Raw genomic sequence first — 18,508 nt, forward strand, 5'->3', positions numbered from 1 at the left:
TCACAATATGGGTCGCCTTTGCCAGCGCCTTTTCGCAAGGGCAATGGGGATGACATCGCGGGGCGCTTGTAAGCGCGCGCGTTTGGACGCATAGCGTGCCCATGCGTGAGTGGGCGGAGTTTACGACACAAGAATCAGGGGGGCGCCTGACCGTTGCGATCAGCGGGCCGCTGCGCGTATCCTCTATCGGCAAGCTCGATCCGCAGCTGCGCGCCATCGAAGATCCGGTGCAGACGGTCGATCTCAGCGAGGTGACCGAGGTCGACACGGTCGGTGCCTGGGTGGTGCAGCGCTTCGTGGAGGAGCACAGCGCCACGGTTGTGGGCGCCAGCGAACAGGCCGACGTGCTGATGGAAGCGGTACGCGATGCGCAGACTACCGCCGATGTGAAGCCGCCCCGGCTGCCGTTTTTCACCCGCGTTCCCGAGTTCATGGGCGAAAAGGTCATCCACTGGTTGCAGGGTGTCAAAGGCACGCTCAGCTTCCTGGGCGCAGTGATTGTCGCCTTTTTCGGATCGATCCGCCACCCGCGCCGCTTTCGCGGCAAGGCGCTGGTGCGGCAGATGGAGCTGGTAGGCGTATCGAGCCTGCCGATCATCGGCCTGATGAGCTTCCTAATCGGCATCGTCATCGCGCAACAGGGCGCGGTGCAGTTGCAGCAGTTCGGCGCGGAAACGCTCACGGTGAACCTGGTGGGCCGCATCACCATGCGCGAGCTGGGCGTTCTGATGACTGCGATTATGGTCGCGGGCCGTTCGGGCAGCGCCTTTGCCGCGCAGATCGGCACCATGAAGCTGACCGAGGAAGTGGATGCGATGCGCACCATCGGCGTCTCCCCGGTGGAGGCGCTGGTGCTGCCGCGCATTCTGGCCGCCGTGCTGATGATGCCGCTGCTGGGCTTCTTCTCCAGCGTGGTGGCGATCATCGGCGGCGCGGTGATCGGCGATGTCATGCTCGACATTCCGTTTCTCACCTTCCTTGCCCGCGTTCAGGAAGTGGTGCCAATCACCGATTTCTATGTCGGCATGGTCAAGGCTCCGGTGTTCGGGCTGATCGTGGCCATATCGGGATGCCATCAGGGTATGCAGGTGAAGGGCAATGCCGAGGAAGTGGGCCTGCGGACCACCCAGGCCGTGGTGCAGGCGATCTTCATGGTGATCGTGCTCGATGCGTTTTTTGCGGTGTTCTTCACCGAGATCGGCTGGGGATGAGCGAAGAGGAAACCGCAACCCCGGCGCCTGCCGAAGCGGAAGACTTGCCCGAAACCGAGCGGTTCGAGGGCGAGTACCCGATCCATATTCGCGGCTTGCGCAATGCCTTCGGCGATCAGGTCGTCCACGATGACCTCGATCTCGACGTGCGGCGAGGCGAGATTCTCGGCGTGGTCGGCGGCTCGGGCACCGGCAAGAGCGTGCTTATGCGGTCGATCATCGGCCTCCAGATTCCCAGCGCGGGCACGATCGAGGTGTTCGGCCACGACATCACCAGTGCCGAGCCGGACGAGGTGATCGGCGTGCGCAATCGCTGGGGCGTGCTTTTCCAAGGCGGGGCGCTGTTCTCCACCTTGACCGTGGCCGAAAACGTGCAGGTGCCGCTCAAGCAGTTCTATCCCGAGCTGAGCCAGGAGCTGCTTGACGAGATCGCGCGCTACAAGGTCGTGTTTACGGGCCTGCCCGAGAACGCCACCAGCAAGTATCCTTCCGAGCTATCCGGCGGGATGCGCAAGCGTGCCGGGCTTGCCCGCGCTCTGGCGCTCGATCCGGAACTGTTGTTTCTGGACGAGCCGACCGCCGGGCTCGACCCGATCGGCGCGGCCAAGTTCGACGACCTCACGCGCGAGCTGACCAACCGGCTCGGTCTGACGGTGTTCCTCATCACCCACGATCTCGATACGCTTTATGCCATTTGCGACCGGGTGGCGGTGCTGGCCGATCAGAAGGTAGTGGCGGTGGGCACGATTCCCGAGTTGCTCGAAAGCGGGCACCCGTGGATCGAGGAATATTTCAAGGGTCCGCGCGCCCGCGCTGCGCAGGGCACCGCACAGGCGGCGCAGGAAGAAGGAACCGCCGAGGCGGGGAAACATTTGGACAACACGGACCCGCAGGGTTCATAGGGGCGGGCAATGGAAACAAGAGCCAATTACGTCTGGGTCGGAGCGGTCACGCTGGTATTGCTGGCGGCGGCAGCGCTGTTCTTCGTCTGGCTGGCCCGGCTCGATCAGGCCGATCAGAAAGAATACGACATCTTCTTCGGCCAGTCGGTCGGCGGCGTCGCCAAGGGCTCGACTGTCACCTATTCGGGCGTGCCCGTGGGTCAGGTGGCGGACATCTCGATCTGGGACAAAGACCCAGAATTCGTGAAGGTCCGCATCAACGTGCAGGGGCAGACGCCCATCCTCGTCGGCACCACGGCCACCGTTTCGGCCAGCTTCACCGGCGTTTCGAACATCAGCCTCGATGGCGGCCGCTCGAACCAGCCGCCGATTTCCTGCGAGACCACCGATTGCCCCGAAGGCGTGCCGGTGATCCCGCCCGCGCCCGGTGCGCTTGGCGAGATCCTCACCAGCGCGCCGCTGCTGCTCGAACGGCTGGCCACGCTGACCGACCGCCTCAGCCGCGTGCTCGATGACGACAATCAGGAATCGATTGCCGGCATTCTGGCAAACACCAACCAGATCAGCGCCGATTTCGCCCGTACCGCGCCCGAGGTGCAGTCGGCGCTGCGCGAGTTGCAGGGCACGCTTGCTCAGTCGACACGTACACTCGCGGCCTTCGAAAACACGCTTAACACAACGAACAATATGCTGGGTGAAGAAGGCGAGGCGCTGGCCGGCGAACTTCGTGCAACCTTGCGTAGCGCGAAGGGCGCGGCGGACCAGCTGCAAACTACGCTGGCCGATGTCGAGCCGGTGACCAACCAGTTGCAGAGTAACACCCTCCCGGCGGCCAACGCCACTTTGCAGGATATTCGCCGCACCAGCGAGAGCCTGCGAAACCTTACCGAGCGTCTCGAAAACAACGGCGCGGGCGCGCTGGTGGGTGGAACCAAGCTGCCGGATTACGAACCATGAGAGATCCTGTGATGAGCAACCGGGCGAACAGCCACAGTCTTGCGATACCCCGGCGGTTTTCCGCGCTTCTGTCAGCCGTAGCGGGCGCCGCGCTGCTGAGCGGCTGCATCAGCTTTGGCGAAGACCCGCCCGAGCAGCTCCTGACGCTCACGCCGCAAAGCCGGATCGAGGCAGGCGCGGACCGTGAAGGCAGCATCGGCGCGGCGCTGGCGGTGATGGAGCCGACCACGTCGCAGCGGCTCAATGTCAACCGCGTGCCGGTCAGCACGACCGACAGCTCGCTCGCCTACCTGCAAAACGCGTTCTGGGTGGAAAAGCCGGCCAAGCTGTTCCGCAGCGTGCTGGCCGAAACGATCCGCGCTGGCGGTCAGCGCTTCGTGGTTGATGGCGGAGATGTCGTCTATGCCGCGCCGGTGCAGCTGACCGGCGAACTGGTCGAAATGGGCTATGACGCGCCGAGTGGCTCGGCTGTGGTGGTGTTCGATGCGATGCTGATGGATGACAGCGGCGCGCTGCGCACGCAGCGGTTCGAACACCGCGTGGACGGCGTGCGGGCCGAAGCGCCCGACGTGGGCCGCGCACTGAACGAAGCCGCGAACGCGGTGGCCGCTGATGTTGCAGAGTGGGTGGGCTGAGGTTTTCGGCTTAAGCTGAGCCATTGATCTAAGTCCGGACCTGCCCGCTCTGAGTGAGCTGGCCAATCCTAACACAAGCTCAGGGCGAGCGGGTGTTTGCTAAGTGCGCACAGCCGCAGCAAACTCCGCCGCGCGTAAAAAGGCCTCCAGCCGCAGGGCGCGCACTTTCTCGGCTTCCCAGTCGCTGCCCCATAGTTCGGCCTGCCAGTCCTCCTCGGCATTGGCGGCGGTGAACAGCCGTTCGGCCTCGTCCGTTTCCTCCAACACCGCCAGCGCCGTGATAAGCGAGGCGGCGAGCGAGCCCAGCGTGAGGAGCGCGGCGAGCGTGAAGTCGCTCTCGCGCTCCAGCCGGATGCGCAAAGCAGCCATAGTGGCTTCCGGCTGCGCTCGGTGCATGATGCCGCTGATCCGCTCGAAGCGCACCTCGAGGCGTTTCTCGCAGGCCGTCACCAGCGGCTCCCACAGCGCCTCCTGCCGTTCGAACAGCGCTTCGCCTGGCTCGGCGCGGTAGCACAGGGTGTCGGTCTCGGCGTAGGCGAGCAGCTTGGTAATGGTCGCCTCGCGGTCGCTCGCAATGGTGTCGAGCGCGAGATCGGCGAGATCGCGATAGACGAAGCTCTTGGGGTCGATCTTGTCGCCTTGTGCGGCCCATTCGCTGGCCAGCAGCTGGGCCGCGGCCTCGGTGGGCACGATCTGCTGACCGCCGCCCTGCGTCTTGATCCCGCGCCCGTCGAGCTGCACCTGCCAGCCGCCGTCGGTGCGGGCAGTGGCAACATCCTTGTAAAACCGCTTCATTCGTCAGGCGTCTTCCAGCGCTTGGCCAGCATCACCGGCATCACGAAGAATTCGAACAGGCCGAAGACCAGCAGGCCGTAGCCCAGCGCGGGCGGCCCGGCGATGGCGCCGCCGATAATCACCAGCCCGCCAACGGCAAGCAGCACCCCGCCAAGGCGCATCAGTTGCAGCATGATCCAGCGCCCCTGTGCGGGATCGGGCGCGGGATCGGCTTCGGGCTGTTCGCTCATCCGATCAACTCTTCCAGTTCGGCCATGCTGGTGGCCACGGCCTCGGCCCCGGCGTTCACCAGTTCGTCGGCCTCGTGATAGCCCCAGTCGACCCCGATGGCCCGCACCTGAAGCGAGCGCGCCATCACGATGTCGTAAACCGTATCGCCGATCATCACGGTGTTTTCGGGCGCGGCGAGGCAATCGTCCATCGCTGCCTGCAACATGGCGGGATTGGGCTTCGAAGGGTGACGGTCAGCGGTGTGAAGCGGGCCGAACAGGTGGGCAAGGCCGTTCGCCGAAAGCGTGCTGGCCAGCCCCCGGTCGGACTTGCCGGTGGCGACGCCAAGGGTCCAGCCCTTGGCGTGAAGCCGTTCGAGCAGCGCGGGAATGCCATCGTAAAGCGGCTCCTTGAGCGATCCATCCTCGCGCATGGCACGAAAGGCGCTCTTGTAGCTTTCCACGAGGTCGCGCACGGCATCGTCATCGGCCTGCGGAGCCAGTTCGCGCATGGCTTGCGGCAGGCTGAGCCCGACGATGCGGCGTACCGTGTGGTGATCGGGGGCGGCAAGGCCTTGCTCGGCAAAGGCAATGTCCATCGCGCGTACGACACCGGCCTGCCCGTCTGACAGGGTGCCGTCGCAGTCGAATACGGCGAGACGGACGCTCATCGCTTCGGTCGCCCCTTGGCGCTAGGCTTGCCCACCGCACTTGTGCGGCGTCCGCGGCGTTCGCCCTTGCGGGCCTTGCGATACTGCTTGGCGTGCTGGCGCGCGGCCTGCTTCTTTTCCGCAGCAGAGCGTTCGGGCGGGGGAGCGGCGACGGGTGCGGCCTCGCTCAGCGACAGGTCGAAGCCAAGTTGCTCCATCGAGCCGGCAAAGTGCTCGGGCAGATCGGCCGTCACATCGAGTTTCTCGCCGCCCGGTGCATCGATAATCAGACGCCGCGCGTGGAGGTGCATCTTGCGGCTGACAGAGCCGGTCAGGAACGCATCCTGCCCGCCATACTTGCCATCTCCCACGATCGGGTGGCCGATTGCCGCCATGTGCACGCGTAGCTGGTGGGTGCGGCCGGTGAACGGCTGCAACTCGACCCAGGCGGCGGCGTTGCCCGCGCGTTCGACCACGCGGTAAACCGTCTTGGCGGGCTGGCCGTTCTCCATGTCGACGTGCATCTTCTCGCCGCCCGATCCGGGCTGCTTGGCGAGCGGGGCTTCAATCGTGCCTTCGTGAACCTCGGGCACGCCGACCACGAGCGCCCAGTAGATCTTCTTCGCGCTGCGGCCCGAGAATCGCTTGGAGAAGAACGCCGCGCTGCCCGGCGTGCGCGCCACCAGCAGCACGCCGGAGGTATCCTTGTCGAGCCGGTGGACGAGGCGCGGGCGGGGCTGTTCGCCCTCGACATAGGCATCGAGCAGGCCGTCGACGTGATGGTGCGTCTTGGTGCCGCCTTGCGTGGCGAGGCCCGGCGGCTTGTTCAGCACCAGCGCGGCCTTGCTGCGGTGGATCAGCATGTCCTCCGCCGCGTTGCGTTCGGTTTCGCTTAATTCGCGCGTCTTGCGCTGGGTGCGCGGGGCATCCTCGCCGCCCGGCGGCACGCGCAGCACTTGCCCCTTGGCAAGCCGATCCTCGGGCTTGGCGCGCTTGCCGTCCACTCGCAGCTGCCCGGTGCGCGCCCAGCGCGACACGGTGCCGAAGCCGACCTGCGGCAGGTGCCGTTTGAACCAGCGGTCAAGCCGGACGCCGTCATCATCCTCGGCAACGGTAAACTGGCGGACATTGTCCGCCGACTGGCTCGTACTCATCCGAACAACCGCATTACAATAAGGCCTATATAAAGTCCTGCCAGCCCCGCCATGATCGATACCGAGCCGTAGACAAAGGCGAGCGCATTGTCGCCCCGGTCCATCAGCAGCATCATTTCGAGGCTGAACGAGCTGAAAGTGGTGAACCCTCCGAGCAGGCCGACGCCGACCAGCAGCCGCACCTGTTCGCCGCCGTCGCGCAGGTCCGGTCCGTGGCGCGCGAGCCATCCGGCCAGCAGGCCCATGGCAAGGCTGCCTATCACATTGGCCGCCAGCGTGGCCCACGGGAAGCCGAGCATCGTCTGCGGCCCGGCAAAATGGGTCAGGGCCCGGCCCAGCTGATAGCGCAGCAGCGCGCCGATGCCGCCGCCAAGGGCCACCGAAAGCGAGGCATAGAGCGGCGGAGGGGTTGAGATCATATGATGCCCTTAGCGGCAGATCGCCGCCGCGTCATCCCGCCGCGCGCGTAAAGCGCAATGTGGCCAAGCGGATCTTGGTGCGAATACCGGAGCGAATCCTTGCCAAGCCCCCCATTTTGGATTAGTGGCCGCGCCAGAAAGCCGACTCCGTGAGGATTCGGCGCTTATTTCATTGGGTTTTCTGACTGGTGTCGCCCGCGCCTTTCGCTTCGCGGGGCGGCGCTTGTGTTGAAACGTATTTTGTAAGGTGGTTCAGATTTATGCAGATCGTCGTCCGCGATAACAACGTCGAACAGGCCCTTCGCGCCCTGAAGAAGAAGCTTCAGCGGGAAGGTGTTTATCGCGAAATGAAGCTGCGTCGCCACTACGAAAAGCCGAGCGAGAAGCGCGCCCGTGAAAAGGCCGCCGCCGTGCGCCGCGCCCGCAAGATGGAGCGCAAGCGTTCGGAGCGTGACGGTTCGCGTTAAGCGCAAGACCGCTTGAACAGCACGGCCCACTGGGCCAAAGGGGCGTGGAGATGAACCTCCGCGCCCTTTTGCTTTTGAGGACACCCGATTCATGACCGAAGTCACCCGCGTTCCGTTGCAGCCGATTGCCAAGGGCTCGCTGACCAAGCTTTGGCTCGGCGTTGCCGCCGCCGTTGCGCTGGGCGCCGGCGTGGCCTGGGCTGCCATGCCCGCAGGCGTCTCTATCGAGACGGTGACCGAGGGCAGCGGCGAGAGCCCCGGGCCGACCGATGTGGTGTTCGTCAAATATACCGGCAAGCTGGCCGATGGCACCGTGTTCGACCAGTCGCAGCCTGCCAACTGGCCGGTGCCCGGCATCCTGCCCGATGGCGCGCCGATGGCGCTCGATCAGGTGATCCCCGGCTTCCGCGATGCGATGGTGCAGATGCAGAAGGGCGGCAAGTACACGGTCGAGATCCCGTCGGACATGGCCTATGGCGCATCGCCGCCTCCGGGCGCGCCGATCCCGCCGAATGCCGATCTCGTGTTCGATGTCGAGATGGTCGACTTCATGACCCGTGAAGAGGCTGAGGCGCGTTATAACCGGATGATGCAGGCGATGCAGCAGCAGATGCCGGCGATGGGGCCGGAAGGCGCCATGCCTGCGCCGCAGGGTGCCCCGCAATAAGCGCATATCAGGATGGATGACACTGCCCGCCACGCCGAGCTCGATCTGATCGCGGATTGGCCCGCGCGGCCATGGCTGCTCGGCGGGCTGGGCGCGCTGGCGGGGCTGCTCATTCACGCCATCACCGGCGAGCACTCGCCGCAAGGCCCGGCCGAGGCCGGATTGTGCGCATTGGTGACGTTCTTCGCGCTCGCGCTCGGCTTTTGCCTGCGCGAGCGGCGTCCGCTTGAGCCGCTGGTGTTCTCGGGGCTGCTGGGCCTAGTGATGGGCGCGATCGCCTGGCAGGCGACTGCGGCCGAGGGGCACCGCGCCGGAGGCGAGTTTGCCTTCGCGGCCGGGTGCTTCTTCGCGCTGTCGGCGCTGCCGCTGTTTCAGGCGGGCTTTCACCGCACCCGGCTGGCGACCGACTATCGCGCCACCCATTTCCATGTTTGGTCCGATGCGGTCAGCGGCGGCGGGGCGCTGGCCTTTGTCGGCCTCTCGTGGCTGGCGCTGTTGCTGCTCGATGGGCTGTTCGGGCTGGTCGGGATCGACGCCATCGGTGACCTGATGCGCGAGGACGCTTTCCAGCTCGCTTGGTCGGGCGGTGCCTTCGGCGCAGGCCTCGGGGTGATTCGCAACAACCTCAAGGTGATCGGCGCGCTGCAGAAGGTGGTGATGCTGGTCTTCGCGATCCTCGCCGTACCCTTTGCGGCGGCGCTGCTGGTATTCCTCGTGATCCTGCTCGCCTCGGGTGGCAAGGCGCTGTGGGAAGCGACCGATTCGGCGACGCCGATCCTGCTCACCTGCGCGGCGGGAGCCTTTATCCTCGCCAATGCGATTATCCGCGATTCGGACGAGGATCGCTCGCCGAGCCGGATCATGCAAATCGCGGCGGCGGTGCTGGCGGGCGTGATCCTGCCATTGTCGGGGTTCGCGGCGATGTCGCTGGGTATCCGCATCGACCAGCATGGCCTCAGCCCCGAGCGTATCTGGGGGGTGATCGCGGTGGTTGTCGCCTGCGCCTATGGCCTTGCCTGCTGGGTGGCGCTGATCCGCGGTCGCAAGGCGATGTGGAGCGTGAGGATGCGCGATGCGAACCTTCACCTTGCTGCGGGCGTCTGCGTGATCGCGCTGGTGCTGGCTTTGCCGCTGTGGGACTTTGGCGCCGTGTCGGCGCGCAATCAGGTGGCGCGGCTGGAGGCGGGCGAGGTTTCGCCGGAGGACTTCGACTTTTCGGCGCTGCGCTGGGATTTCGGCGATGCCGGACGTGCGGCGCTGGCGAAGCTCGCCAAGGGCGAGGGCGAGGTGGCGGAACTGGCAGCAGAGGCGCAGGCGCAACAGGCGCGGCCCTATGGGCGCGTCGCGGCTCCGGCGCCCCGGCGGATCGAGAATCTCGTGGGCTTGCCCGACGATGAAGCGACGCGGTCCGCTTTCGTTGCGTTCCTGCGGAGACAACCGTGGAGGTGCGAGGATAGTTGCCGCGTGCTTGAAGTGCCCGAGGAAGGTTGGCGTCACTATATTCTGGTGCAAGGTCTCGACGTTCAACACTTGCGGCTCACCAGCGCGAACGGTGAGCTTGAAGCGTTCTTCCCGGGACGACCCGATGGCGCGGTTTCGCTGCCCGACCCGCCGGCCGAGGATGCGACAGTCGAGGTACGCGATGTGACCGTCCGGCAGGTCTATATCGGTGGCAAACCCGTGGGTTCGCCGTTCGAATAGGTCTTCTGGCGCTTGAAGCGCTTGGCTCGCGCGGCTAACGCACACCTCATGTCCGTAACCCGTGAACAGGTGGCGAAAATCGCCTCGCTTGCCCGCATCAAGGTGGACGAGGGCGACCTCGACCACTTCGTGCCCGAATTCAACGCGATCCTCGGCTTTGTCGAGCAACTGGGCGAGGTCGATACCTCGCAGGTCGAGCCGATGACCGCCGTGATCCCGCAAGCCTTGCGCCTGCGTGACGACGTGATCGATGCCGATCCGCTCACCGGCGGCGGCAAGCAGGCCGATGTGCTGGCCAATGCGCCGGTTGCCGAACACGGCTTCTTCGGCGTTCCCAAGGTGATCGAGTGATGACTTGCGCTTTGGCTGGCCTTCGGAAGGCTCTGGCTGAGCGGACTTTGTTCCTAATTCCCACATCCGCTCAGGCTGAGCTTGTCGAAGCCCGCGCGCAGATTTTGCGAAAACTTGTATGACTGATCTGACCAACCTTGGCGTCAAAGCCATCCGCGACGGCGTTGCCGCCGGGGACTTCACTGCGCGCGAAGTGGCGGAAGGCTTCAACGCCAATGTCGCCGCCGCCGCTGACCTTAACGCCTTCATCGTTACCACCCCCGAGCACGCGCTCGCCGCCGCAGATGCGGTGGACGCCAAACGCGCGAAGGGCGAGGAACTGGGCGTAATGGCGGGCGTGCCGATCGGCATGAAAGACCTGTTCGCAACACGCGGCGTGCAGACCAGCGCCGCCAGCGCGATCCTCGAGGGCTTCAAGCCCGAGTACGAAAGCACCGTGAGCCAGAAGCTGTGGGATGCGGGCGCGGGGATGCTCGGCAAGCTCAACCTCGACCAGTTCGCGATGGGCTCGTCGAACGAGACAAGCCACTTCGGCAATGTCGCGAACCCGTGGAAGGCGAACGACGGTGGCAACGCGGTGCTCGCACCGGGCGGCTCGTCGGGCGGTTCCTCGGCGGCGGTGGCCGCGCGGCTGGCTCCGGCGGCGACCGGCACCGACACTGGCGGCTCGATCCGCCAGCCTGCCGCTTTCACCGGCATTTCGGGCATCAAGCCGACCTATGGCCGCTGCTCGCGCTGGGGCATCGTCGCCTTCGCCTCCTCGCTCGATCAGGCTGGGCCAATGGCGCGCTCGGTTGAGGATTGCGCGGTGATGCTCGGCGCGATGGCCGGGTTCGACCCGAAGGATTCGACCAGCCTCGATGCGCCGGTGCCCGATTGGGCCGGCGCGCTGAACGCCGACCTGCGCGGCAAGAAAGTCGGTATCCCGAAGGAATACCGGATGGACGGCACCGACGCCGAAATCCTCGCCAGCTGGGACGATGGCATCGCCTGGCTGAAGGACGCGGGCGCCGAGGTGGTCGACGTGAGCCTGCCGCACACCAAGTATGCGCTGCCGGCCTATTACATCGTCGCGCCGGCGGAGGCTTCCAGCAACCTCGCGCGCTACGATGGCGTGCGTTACGGCCTGCGCGACTTGCCCGAGGGCGCTGGCCTGCAGGACATGTATGCCGCCACCCGCGCCGCCGGGTTCGGGCCGGAGGTGAAGCGCCGCATCATGCTCGGCACCTATGTACTGTCTGCTGGCTTCTACGACGCCTATTACACCCAGGCGATGAAGGTGCGTACGCTGATCCAGCGCGACTTCAACGAGGCGTTCGAGACGTGCGACGTGATCCTCGCTCCGACCACGCCGACCGCGGCTTTCCCGCTGGGCGACAAGCTCGACGATCCGCTGGCGATGTATCTGAACGACGTCTTCTCGGTCCCCGCTTCGCTTGCGGGCCTGCCCGCGATGAGCGTGCCCTCGCGGCTTAACGCCAAGGGCCTGCCGCTCGGGCTGCAATTGGTGGGTAAGGCGATGGACGAGCAGATGGTGCTCAATGCCGGGCTGGCAATCGAACAGCGCAGCGGCTTCGATGCGCAGCCGGAGAAGTGGTGGTAGACATGAGCGGCACCGTCATCCTTAAGTTCCATCCCGGCTACAAGCCGTCGCGGGTCAATGCCGCGATGAGCGAGGCCGTGGCTGGGCTCGACGGGGTCGAAAGCGTGGACATGTATGCGCTCTATCCGCACGAGCCCGATCTGCACGCGGCGGAAGATGCCGAAGTGGAGCGGCTGTTTGCGGCCAAGCGCCTGTGCGTGCAGTTCCCTGTTCACTGGTTCGCCGCCACCCCGCGCGCGATGGCCTGGCAGGATCTGGTGCTCAACCGCATCACTTTCGACAAGCCGGAAGAGGGCGAGCGGCTCAAGGGCCTGCCTTTCATGATCGCCGCCACCGCGGGGCAGAGCGAGGACAGCTATCAGGCTGGCCACGCCAATCTGTACCCGCTCGAACAGCTGCTGCGCCCGTGGGAAGTCACCGCCAAGCAGTGCGGTTACGAATGGCACGAACCGTTCCTCGCCTATGGCGCGGACGATTATGACGATGAGGACGTGGCCCGCGTGGCGAAGGACTTTGCTACGCATATTGAGGGCTGGAAGCCGGAATGAACAATGGCTGGGCAGACCTGATCGCCGGAATTGCCATCGTCTTGGCGATCCCCGCAGTGTTCTGGTTTGCTGGCTACATCCGCAAGCGTGTGCCCCATGGCGAGGCGCGCTTCGATGAAAATGGAAAGCTGATAGACGATGAGTAATTACCGCGTTGAAGGCGCAACCGGAACCTGGGAAGTCGTGATCGGGCTTGAGGTCCACGCGCAGGTAACGAGCAATGCCAAGCTGTTCTCGGGCGCTTCGACCGCCTTCGGGGCCGAACCCAATTCGCAGGTTTCGCTGGTGGACGCGGCGATGCCCGGCATGTTGCCCGTGCCCAACCGCGAGTGTATCCGGCAGGCCGTGCGCACCGGCATGGCCATCGAGGCGCAGATCAACGCGTGGTCGCGTTTTGACCGCAAGAACTACTTCTATGCCGATCTCCCGCAGGGCTACCAGATCAGCCAGCTTTACCACCCGCTGGTGGGCGAAGGGCAGCTCACCATCGAGGCCGACGAAAAGGCCGGTATCCCTGAAGACAAGATTATCCGCATCGAGCGCATCCATGTCGAGCAGGATGCGGGCAAGCTGATGCACGACCAGCATCCGACCATGTCCTATGTCGACTTGAACCGCACCGGCGTCGCGCTGATGGAGATTGTCAGCCGCCCCGACATGACCTCGCCCGCCGAGGCCGGGGCCTATATTCGCAAGTTGCGCGCGATCCTGCGTTATGTCGGCTCGTGCGACGGGAACATGGAAGAAGGCTCGATGCGCGCCGACGTCAACGTCTCGGTGCGCAAGGTGGGTGACACCGAACTCGGCACCCGCACCGAGACCAAGAACGTGAATTCGGTCCGCTTCGTGATGCAGGCGATCGAACACGAGGTGCAGCGCCAGATCGACGTGCTCGAGGATGGCGGCCAGATCGTGCAGGAAACCCGCCTGTTCGATCCGAACACCGGCACCACGCGCTCGATGCGGAGCAAGGAAGATGCGCACGACTATCGCTACTTCCCCGATCCCGACCTGCTGCCCTTGGAACTCGATCAGGCCTTCCTCGACGAGTGCCGCGCCAGCTTGCCCGAGCTGCCCGACGCCAAGCGCGCCCGCTACACCGGCGAACTGGGGCTGACCGACTACAACGCCCGCGAACTCACCGCCGAGGTCGAGACCTTCGCGCGCTTCGAGACGCTGCTGGCCGAGACCGCCAAGGCGCTCGGCAAGCCCGAGGCCAAGGTGGCGACGCCGGTGGCGAACTGGTCGCTTTCGGTCGCGCCCGGCGTGATCAAGGCGCTTGGTGACGAAGGCGACATGGCCAACGCCACGCCTGCGCGTCAGGCCGCGATCCTCAAGATGCAGGATGCGGGCGAGATAAGCGGGGGGCAGGCGAAGGAGATCTTCGAGATCGTGCTCAAGACCGGCCGCGAGCCCGATGAGATCGCCGACACCGAGGGCCTCAAGCAGGTCAGCGACACCGGCGCGATCGAAGAGGCGATTGCCGCGATCATGGCCGCCAACGAGGACAAGGTCGCCGAATATCGCGGCGGCAAGGACAAGCTGTTCGGCTTCTTCGTCGGCCAGACGATGAAGGCGATGCAGGGCAAGGCCAACCCGGCGGTGGTCAACCAGCTGTTGAAGGACAAGCTGGGCTAGGCGAGGGCCGGGCCGGTCAGCCAATGACCTCTATCGTCCTCGTCCGTCCGGAGATCCCCGGCAACACCGGCGCGGTCGGGCGCACCTGCGTGGCGCTCGACCTTGAGCTGGTGCTGATCCATCCGCTCGGCTTCACGATCACCGATACGCGGTTGAAGCGGGCGGGGCTCGACTACTGGCAGCACATCCGGCTGGCCGAGTTCGCCAGCTGGGAGGCCTTTCTTGCCGAGCGCGCGCCGCGCGAGGACCAGCTCTACCTGTTCGAGGAATATGCGCAGCGGAGCTTTTACGAGCCCGCTTACCCCGACGATGCCTATCTGGTGTTTGGGCGCGAAACCAAGGGTTTGCCCAAAGAGATTGTGGCCGCACACCCCTCGCAGATGGTGAGCCTGCCCATGCGCAGCGACAAGGTGCGCTCGCTCAATCTGGCGAACACCGTTGCCGCCGCCGCCTATCAGGCGGTGCGCGCGCAGTTCAACGGCTGAGTTTAGGCGATCTTCCGCCCGGTCAGCGACATCGTTCCGAAAATCCCGGCGCGTACCTTGCCCTCCACCGTGTCGCCGCTGACCACTGCCTCGCAATCGAGCCCCACCGGCATCGGTGACGACATGCGCATCGACCAGGTGAGCGTGTCGCCCACGATTGTGCCATCGTCGACCTCGATATGGCCGAGCGAGCCGTCGATAGTGCCGGTGAAGGCGGTGCCGCTGGCATCGGGCACCACGGTCATGGTGCCGGATTGCGCACCCATCGGGGTGTTGACGGCAAATTCGTAAGTTCCGGCGACGGACATATCACTCTCCTCGTTCGTTTACAGCGCTTCGGCGTCGAGCCAGGTCACTTCCATGCCGAGCTGTTCGAGCTGCGGCGCGACGGTTTCGCGGTCGCCCACCACCACAATGGTGAGGTTGTCGGGCGTGAGATACTCGGCCGCCGCCGCGTCGAGTGCATCTGCATCCATCGCGCGAAAGATTTCCGGCAACTGCGCCTGATAGCGAATGTCGCGGCCCATCACGCGGTTGCTCACCAGCGCGCCGAGCACCTGTCCATTCGTCTCAAAGCGGTTGGTCAGACCGCGCACATTGCCATCGGTCACGCGTTGCAACTCGACCGGATCGACCGGCGCGCTGTCGGGGAAAGCCCTCAACTGGTCGATGACGGCGACGATGGAATCGCCAGTGCGATCAGCCTGCACCTGCGTCGCGATGGTGAAGCGGCGCTGGCCGGTCGCGGCGGGGATGCTGGATCCGATGCCATAGGTCCAGCCCTTGGTTTCGCGCAGATCGCCCATCAGGCGCGAAAGGAAGCCGCCGCCGAGCACTTCGTTGGCGGTTTCGATCACTTCGGTGCCTTCGGGCTCGCCCACCAGCGGGGTGAGGCGGCCGAGCATCAGATAGCTTGACGGCGAGTTGGGCCGGTCGACGCCGACAATCTGCGGATGCGGGGCAGGCGCGGGGGCTGCAAGGTTGCGTGCGGGGGCAGCGCTGGCGGGCGCCTGCCAGTCGCCGAACCCTGCTTCGAGCGCGGCGACCAGCTCTGCCATCGACACGTCGCCCACCGCTGTGATCTGCGCGAGGTCGGGGCGCAGCCAGCGGTCATGCTCGGCCTTGAGCGCCGTTGGCGTCAGCGCGGAAACCACCGCCGGATCGCCCGAAGACGACGCATGGGCATAGGGATGCTGTTCGCCGTAAAGCAGCGGCATAAACGCCATGCTGGCGAGGCTGCCGGGCGAGGCCAACTCCTGCGCGATTTCGGCCAATCGCTGTTCCTTCACGCGGGCGACGTCCTCGGCCCGGAAGGCGGGGTGAAGCGTCACATCGGCCATCAACTCCACGGACGGGGCGAGGTTGCTGGTGAGCGTGGTAAGGGTGACCTGCGAGGTTTCGACCCCGGCACCGGCGCTGAGCGAGCTGCCCAGCTCCTCCTGCGCGATGGCGATATCGAGGGCGCTGCGCGTGGTGGTGCCCTCGGTCAGCAGCTCCATCATCGTTTCATGGCGGCCTGCGGCATCGACCGGATCGACCACCGAGCCTGCCGCGAAGGTGAGCGCCATGCTCACCATCGGCACGGCATCGCGGCGGGCGAGGACGACCTCGATCCCGTTCGAGAGGGTTGCGCGTTCGACTTGCGGGAACGTCAGTTCGCCTACCGGCAGCACCTCAGGGGCCTGGCGCGGCGGGGCGGTGCGGGTGACTTCAACAGGTGCGCGCGCATCGGGGACGGGCGGAGGCGAAAGGTCTTCATCGCCCCAGCCGCCCATGGTCGCGCCATCGAGCGTCCGCTCGCCCGGCACAACCGACAGCGTGTAGGCGGGGCGCGACAGCCAGCGTTGCAATGCGCCCTGAACCTGCGCAGGCGTGAGCGCGGCGATGGCTTCCAGTTCCTTGCGGTAGTGTTCGGCATCGCCGGTATAGAGTTCGCCCTCGGCCAGCACCATGCCCTTGCCGCCGAACCCGCCGACGCGCTCCAGCCCTCCTACTGTGGAGGCGATGAGCGTCGTCTTTGCGCGTTCGAGTTCGTCTTCGGTGGGGCCTTCTGCCATCAGCCGCTCGGTCTCGGCAACGAGCCGGGCCTCGGCTGCTTCGCGCTCCACACCGTTCTTCACCTCGACCATGGTGATGAGCTGGCTCATCTCCTCGAACCCTGATGAATAGGCTGAGACGGAGGTGGCGATTTCCTCACCGCGCACCATCGCGTTGTCGAGCCGCGAGGAAGCGAGGCCGCCCAAGATGTGCATCCCCACCGCAAGCGGGATCGCATCGGCATCGGTCAACGCGGGGCCGGTCCAGCTGCGGTAGACCTGCGTTGCCGGAACCTGATCGGTCACTACCCGCTCGACCGGAGCGGCCAGCGTGACCGGGCCGCCCGATGCTTCGGCCACTTCCGGCCCGCGCGGAATATCGCCGAACCAGCGTTCGACCATCGGGCGCGCGGTGGCGGCGTCGATATCGCCCGTCAGCACCAGCACCACATTGTTGGGGCCATAATTGTCGCGAAACCAGCTCTGCACATCAGCGAGGCTTGCCGCTTCCAGATCGGCCATCGAGCCGATGGTGGCGTGGCGATAGGGGTGCCCCACTGGCAGCAGGCCGTCAGCCATCAGATAGTCGACGAGGCCATAGGGCTGGTTGTCGCCCTGCCGCTTTTCGTTCTGCACCACCATGCGCTGGTTATCGAGCTTCTCCTGGCTGACCGCGCCGAGCAGGTAGCCCATGCGGTCGCTCTCCATGAACAGCGCCAGATCGAGTGCGCCGGTGGGCACGGTTTCGACGTAGTTGGTGCGGTCGTACCAGGTCGAGCCGTTGGTGGGGGTGGAGCCTGCCGCTTCGAGCGGAATGTCGAAATTCTCGACGTTCTCGCTGCCGCCGAACATCAGGTGTTCGAACAGGTGAGCAAAGCCGGTGCGCCCGCGCGGTTCGTGCCGCGATCCGACGCGGTAGTAGACGGTGACGCCGACGATGGGCGTCTTGCGGTCGGTGTGGACCAGTGTGGTGAGACCGTTTTCGAGCGTGAAGCGCTCGTAGGGGATCTGAACTTGGTCGACGAGCGCTGTGAGCGAGGTGTCGCTCGGCGTGGCGCGCGTGGTGGTTTCTGCCAGTGGAGCGGGCGACTGTGCCGTGGCGCAGGCGGCGAGCGCGAAGGGGGCGAGAAAAGCGAACGGCAATCTGCGCCGGAAGACAGTTTTCATGCGAAACCAATAGCAGGGTTTGCCTCGTATGCCAGTGCCTCTGTCAGCGCGCAAAAAGGCCTAAAGCCGCTGTAACAGAGGTTCCCCCAACCGGATCGTCCGCCCCGTCTCAAGCCCCGCTACCGGAGCGCAGTTCGACGGAGCAAAGACCACGATGGTGCTGCCATGCTCGAACCAGCCCATCTCCTCGCCCTTGGCGAAGGAATGGTCGAGCGGCTCGGTTCGCGCGCCGCCGCGGCGGATCGAGAACTTTTCATCCAGCCACGGCAGCCGGATCGAGGCGACCAGCACCGCCGCCACCGGCACCAGCACCAGCTTTTCACCCGTCGCCGCCAGCCGCACGGTCAGCGGGGCGCGTTCGTTGCGGCAGAACAGGCGCTCGATCCGGGCGAGGGTGGGCGGGTTCACGTTCCAGGTGTCGCCCGAGATGTAGCGCAGCTGCTCGGCCACCACATCGTGCGGGGCGTGGAAGCGATGGTACATCCCCGCCGTCAGCCGCAAGGTGACGTACCAGCCGCCTTCGAACGCCGCTGCCTCGTCGGTTGAGCCGAACAGATCGGCGACCGGGTAGGGCATACCTTTCACCTGCAAGGCCATGCCCCGGTCCACCCGGCCGAACGCGCCGACGATGGCGTCGCATGGGCTGGTCAGCGTGGCCGGGTCGGGGTCGATCGGGCGGGCGCCGTCTTTCAGCTCGCGGATGAACGCCTGATGCAGGCTGGCGAAGCGCGTCTCCTTGCTGTCGGACATATCGACCGAGCAAAACAGCTTCCACAGCGCAATCGACAGGCTCCGCACCGGGGCGAACTCGATCTTGCTGAACCAGCCCATGAACCGCGTCAGCACGTGACGCGGGATTCGGTTGGTCAGCAGGAAATTGACATATCCCTGACTCATAAAAGTCCGATTGCAG

Annotated in this window: 21 protein-coding genes; 13 read left to right on the forward strand and 8 right to left on the reverse strand. The window is 65.5% G+C overall.

The features are described 5' to 3' along the window. Positions 1-101 precede the first annotated feature (101 nt). Genes E0473_RS11520 through E0473_RS11535 form a run of 4 tightly spaced genes read left to right on the forward strand, consistent with a single transcriptional unit; the run spans position 102 to position 3,705 of the window. The gene (locus E0473_RS11520; RefSeq protein ID WP_137681046.1) at positions 102-1,211 is read left to right on the forward strand and encodes an ABC transporter permease; all 1,110 of its coding nucleotides are present in this window, start codon (positions 102-104) and stop codon (positions 1,209-1,211) included. Continuing rightward, a complete protein-coding gene (locus E0473_RS11525) occupies positions 1,208-2,113 on the forward strand; it encodes an ABC transporter ATP-binding protein (RefSeq protein WP_137681047.1) in 906 nt (301 codons plus the stop codon). The genes E0473_RS11520 and E0473_RS11525 overlap by 4 nt, the downstream gene beginning before the upstream one ends. Positions 2,114-2,122: 9 nt before the next feature. Beyond that, positions 2,123-3,070, forward strand: coding sequence for an MlaD family protein (locus E0473_RS11530; RefSeq protein ID WP_137681048.1), 948 nt, complete (start codon positions 2,123-2,125; stop codon positions 3,068-3,070). Next, positions 3,067-3,705: an ABC-type transport auxiliary lipoprotein family protein gene (locus tag E0473_RS11535; protein WP_241657480.1), complete on the forward strand. Its 639-nt coding sequence runs from the start codon at positions 3,067-3,069 to the stop codon at positions 3,703-3,705. The genes E0473_RS11530 and E0473_RS11535 overlap by 4 nt, the downstream gene beginning before the upstream one ends. Positions 3,706-3,804: 99 nt before the next feature. Here E0473_RS11535 and E0473_RS11540 read toward each other — a convergent pair whose 3' ends face one another. From E0473_RS11540 to crcB, 5 genes are read right to left on the reverse strand one after another with little or no spacing between them, the layout of a single operon-like run. Beyond that, the gene (locus tag E0473_RS11540; RefSeq protein ID WP_137681049.1) at positions 3,805-4,500 is read right to left on the reverse strand and encodes an ATP12 family chaperone protein; all 696 of its coding nucleotides are present in this window, start codon (positions 4,498-4,500) and stop codon (positions 3,805-3,807) included. Then, positions 4,497-4,730: a hypothetical protein gene (locus E0473_RS11545; protein WP_137681050.1), complete on the reverse strand. Its 234-nt coding sequence runs from the start codon at positions 4,728-4,730 to the stop codon at positions 4,497-4,499. The genes E0473_RS11540 and E0473_RS11545 overlap by 4 nt, the downstream gene beginning before the upstream one ends. Continuing rightward, positions 4,727-5,380, reverse strand: coding sequence for an HAD-IA family hydrolase (locus E0473_RS11550; protein ID WP_137681051.1), 654 nt, complete (start codon positions 5,378-5,380; stop codon positions 4,727-4,729). Before E0473_RS11550 ends, E0473_RS11545 begins: the two co-directional genes overlap by 4 nt. Beyond that, positions 5,377-6,513, reverse strand: coding sequence for an RluA family pseudouridine synthase (locus tag E0473_RS11555; RefSeq protein WP_137681052.1), 1,137 nt, complete (start codon positions 6,511-6,513; stop codon positions 5,377-5,379). The genes E0473_RS11550 and E0473_RS11555 overlap by 4 nt, the downstream gene beginning before the upstream one ends. After that, the gene (crcB, locus tag E0473_RS11560) at positions 6,510-6,932 is read right to left on the reverse strand and encodes a fluoride efflux transporter CrcB (protein ID WP_137681053.1); all 423 of its coding nucleotides are present in this window, start codon (positions 6,930-6,932) and stop codon (positions 6,510-6,512) included. Before crcB ends, E0473_RS11555 begins: the two co-directional genes overlap by 4 nt. A gap of 260 nt (positions 6,933-7,192) precedes the next feature. Between crcB and rpsU the strand changes: the two genes are divergently transcribed. The 9 genes from rpsU to E0473_RS11605 all read left to right on the forward strand — a co-directional run bounded on the left by rpsU (position 7,193) and on the right by E0473_RS11605 (position 14,392). After that, positions 7,193-7,399, forward strand: a complete 207-nt coding sequence (gene rpsU, locus E0473_RS11565) for a 30S ribosomal protein S21 (RefSeq protein WP_137681054.1) — start codon at positions 7,193-7,195, stop codon at positions 7,397-7,399. Positions 7,400-7,490: 91 nt separating this feature from the next. Beyond that, positions 7,491-8,066, forward strand: a complete 576-nt coding sequence (locus E0473_RS11570) for an FKBP-type peptidyl-prolyl cis-trans isomerase (RefSeq protein ID WP_137681055.1) — start codon at positions 7,491-7,493, stop codon at positions 8,064-8,066. 12 nt (positions 8,067-8,078) lie between these two features. After that, positions 8,079-9,767 (forward strand): DUF4153 domain-containing protein, encoded by a 1,689-nt coding sequence (locus E0473_RS11575; protein WP_137681056.1) that lies wholly within the window; start codon positions 8,079-8,081, stop codon positions 9,765-9,767. Positions 9,768-9,815: 48 nt separating this feature from the next. After that, on the forward strand, positions 9,816-10,118 hold the full coding sequence (gene gatC, locus E0473_RS11580) for an Asp-tRNA(Asn)/Glu-tRNA(Gln) amidotransferase subunit GatC (protein ID WP_137681057.1): 303 nt from the start codon (positions 9,816-9,818) through the stop codon (positions 10,116-10,118). Positions 10,119-10,236: 118 nt separating this feature from the next. Beyond that, positions 10,237-11,721, forward strand: coding sequence for an Asp-tRNA(Asn)/Glu-tRNA(Gln) amidotransferase subunit GatA (gatA, locus tag E0473_RS11585; RefSeq protein ID WP_137681058.1), 1,485 nt, complete (start codon positions 10,237-10,239; stop codon positions 11,719-11,721). 2 nt (positions 11,722-11,723) lie between these two features. After that, positions 11,724-12,269 carry an NAD(P)H-dependent oxidoreductase gene (locus E0473_RS11590; protein ID WP_137681059.1) on the forward strand — a complete coding sequence of 182 codons (546 nt, stop codon included), beginning with the start codon at positions 11,724-11,726 and terminating at the stop codon, positions 12,267-12,269. Beyond that, complete coding sequence (locus E0473_RS11595; protein ID WP_137681060.1) at positions 12,266-12,415, forward strand: glutamyl-tRNA amidotransferase; 150 nt, start codon at positions 12,266-12,268, stop codon at positions 12,413-12,415. The genes E0473_RS11590 and E0473_RS11595 overlap by 4 nt, the downstream gene beginning before the upstream one ends. After that, on the forward strand, positions 12,408-13,907 hold the full coding sequence (gene gatB / locus E0473_RS11600) for an Asp-tRNA(Asn)/Glu-tRNA(Gln) amidotransferase subunit GatB (protein ID WP_137681061.1): 1,500 nt from the start codon (positions 12,408-12,410) through the stop codon (positions 13,905-13,907). The genes E0473_RS11595 and gatB overlap by 8 nt, the downstream gene beginning before the upstream one ends. 23 nt (positions 13,908-13,930) lie before the next feature. Continuing rightward, a complete protein-coding gene (locus E0473_RS11605; protein ID WP_137681062.1) occupies positions 13,931-14,392 on the forward strand; it encodes a tRNA (cytidine(34)-2'-O)-methyltransferase in 462 nt (153 codons plus the stop codon). Positions 14,393-14,394: 2 nt separating this feature from the next. Here E0473_RS11605 and E0473_RS11610 read toward each other — a convergent pair whose 3' ends face one another. From E0473_RS11610 to asd, 3 genes are read right to left on the reverse strand one after another with little or no spacing between them, the layout of a single operon-like run. Beyond that, positions 14,395-14,700, reverse strand: coding sequence for a hypothetical protein (locus tag E0473_RS11610; protein ID WP_137681063.1), 306 nt, complete (start codon positions 14,698-14,700; stop codon positions 14,395-14,397). Between the two features lie 18 nt (positions 14,701-14,718). Further along, on the reverse strand, positions 14,719-17,595 hold the full coding sequence (locus E0473_RS11615) for a M16 family metallopeptidase (protein WP_137681064.1): 2,877 nt from the start codon (positions 17,593-17,595) through the stop codon (positions 14,719-14,721). Positions 17,596-17,655: 60 nt separating this feature from the next. Then, on the reverse strand, positions 17,656-18,492 hold the full coding sequence (gene asd / locus E0473_RS11620) for an archaetidylserine decarboxylase (RefSeq protein ID WP_137681065.1): 837 nt from the start codon (positions 18,490-18,492) through the stop codon (positions 17,656-17,658). Positions 18,493-18,508 lie beyond the last annotated feature (16 nt).

Origin of the sequence: Aurantiacibacter suaedae (assembly GCF_005434915.1) — a bacterium.
Classification (GTDB): domain Bacteria; phylum Pseudomonadota; class Alphaproteobacteria; order Sphingomonadales; family Sphingomonadaceae; genus Alteraurantiacibacter; species Alteraurantiacibacter suaedae.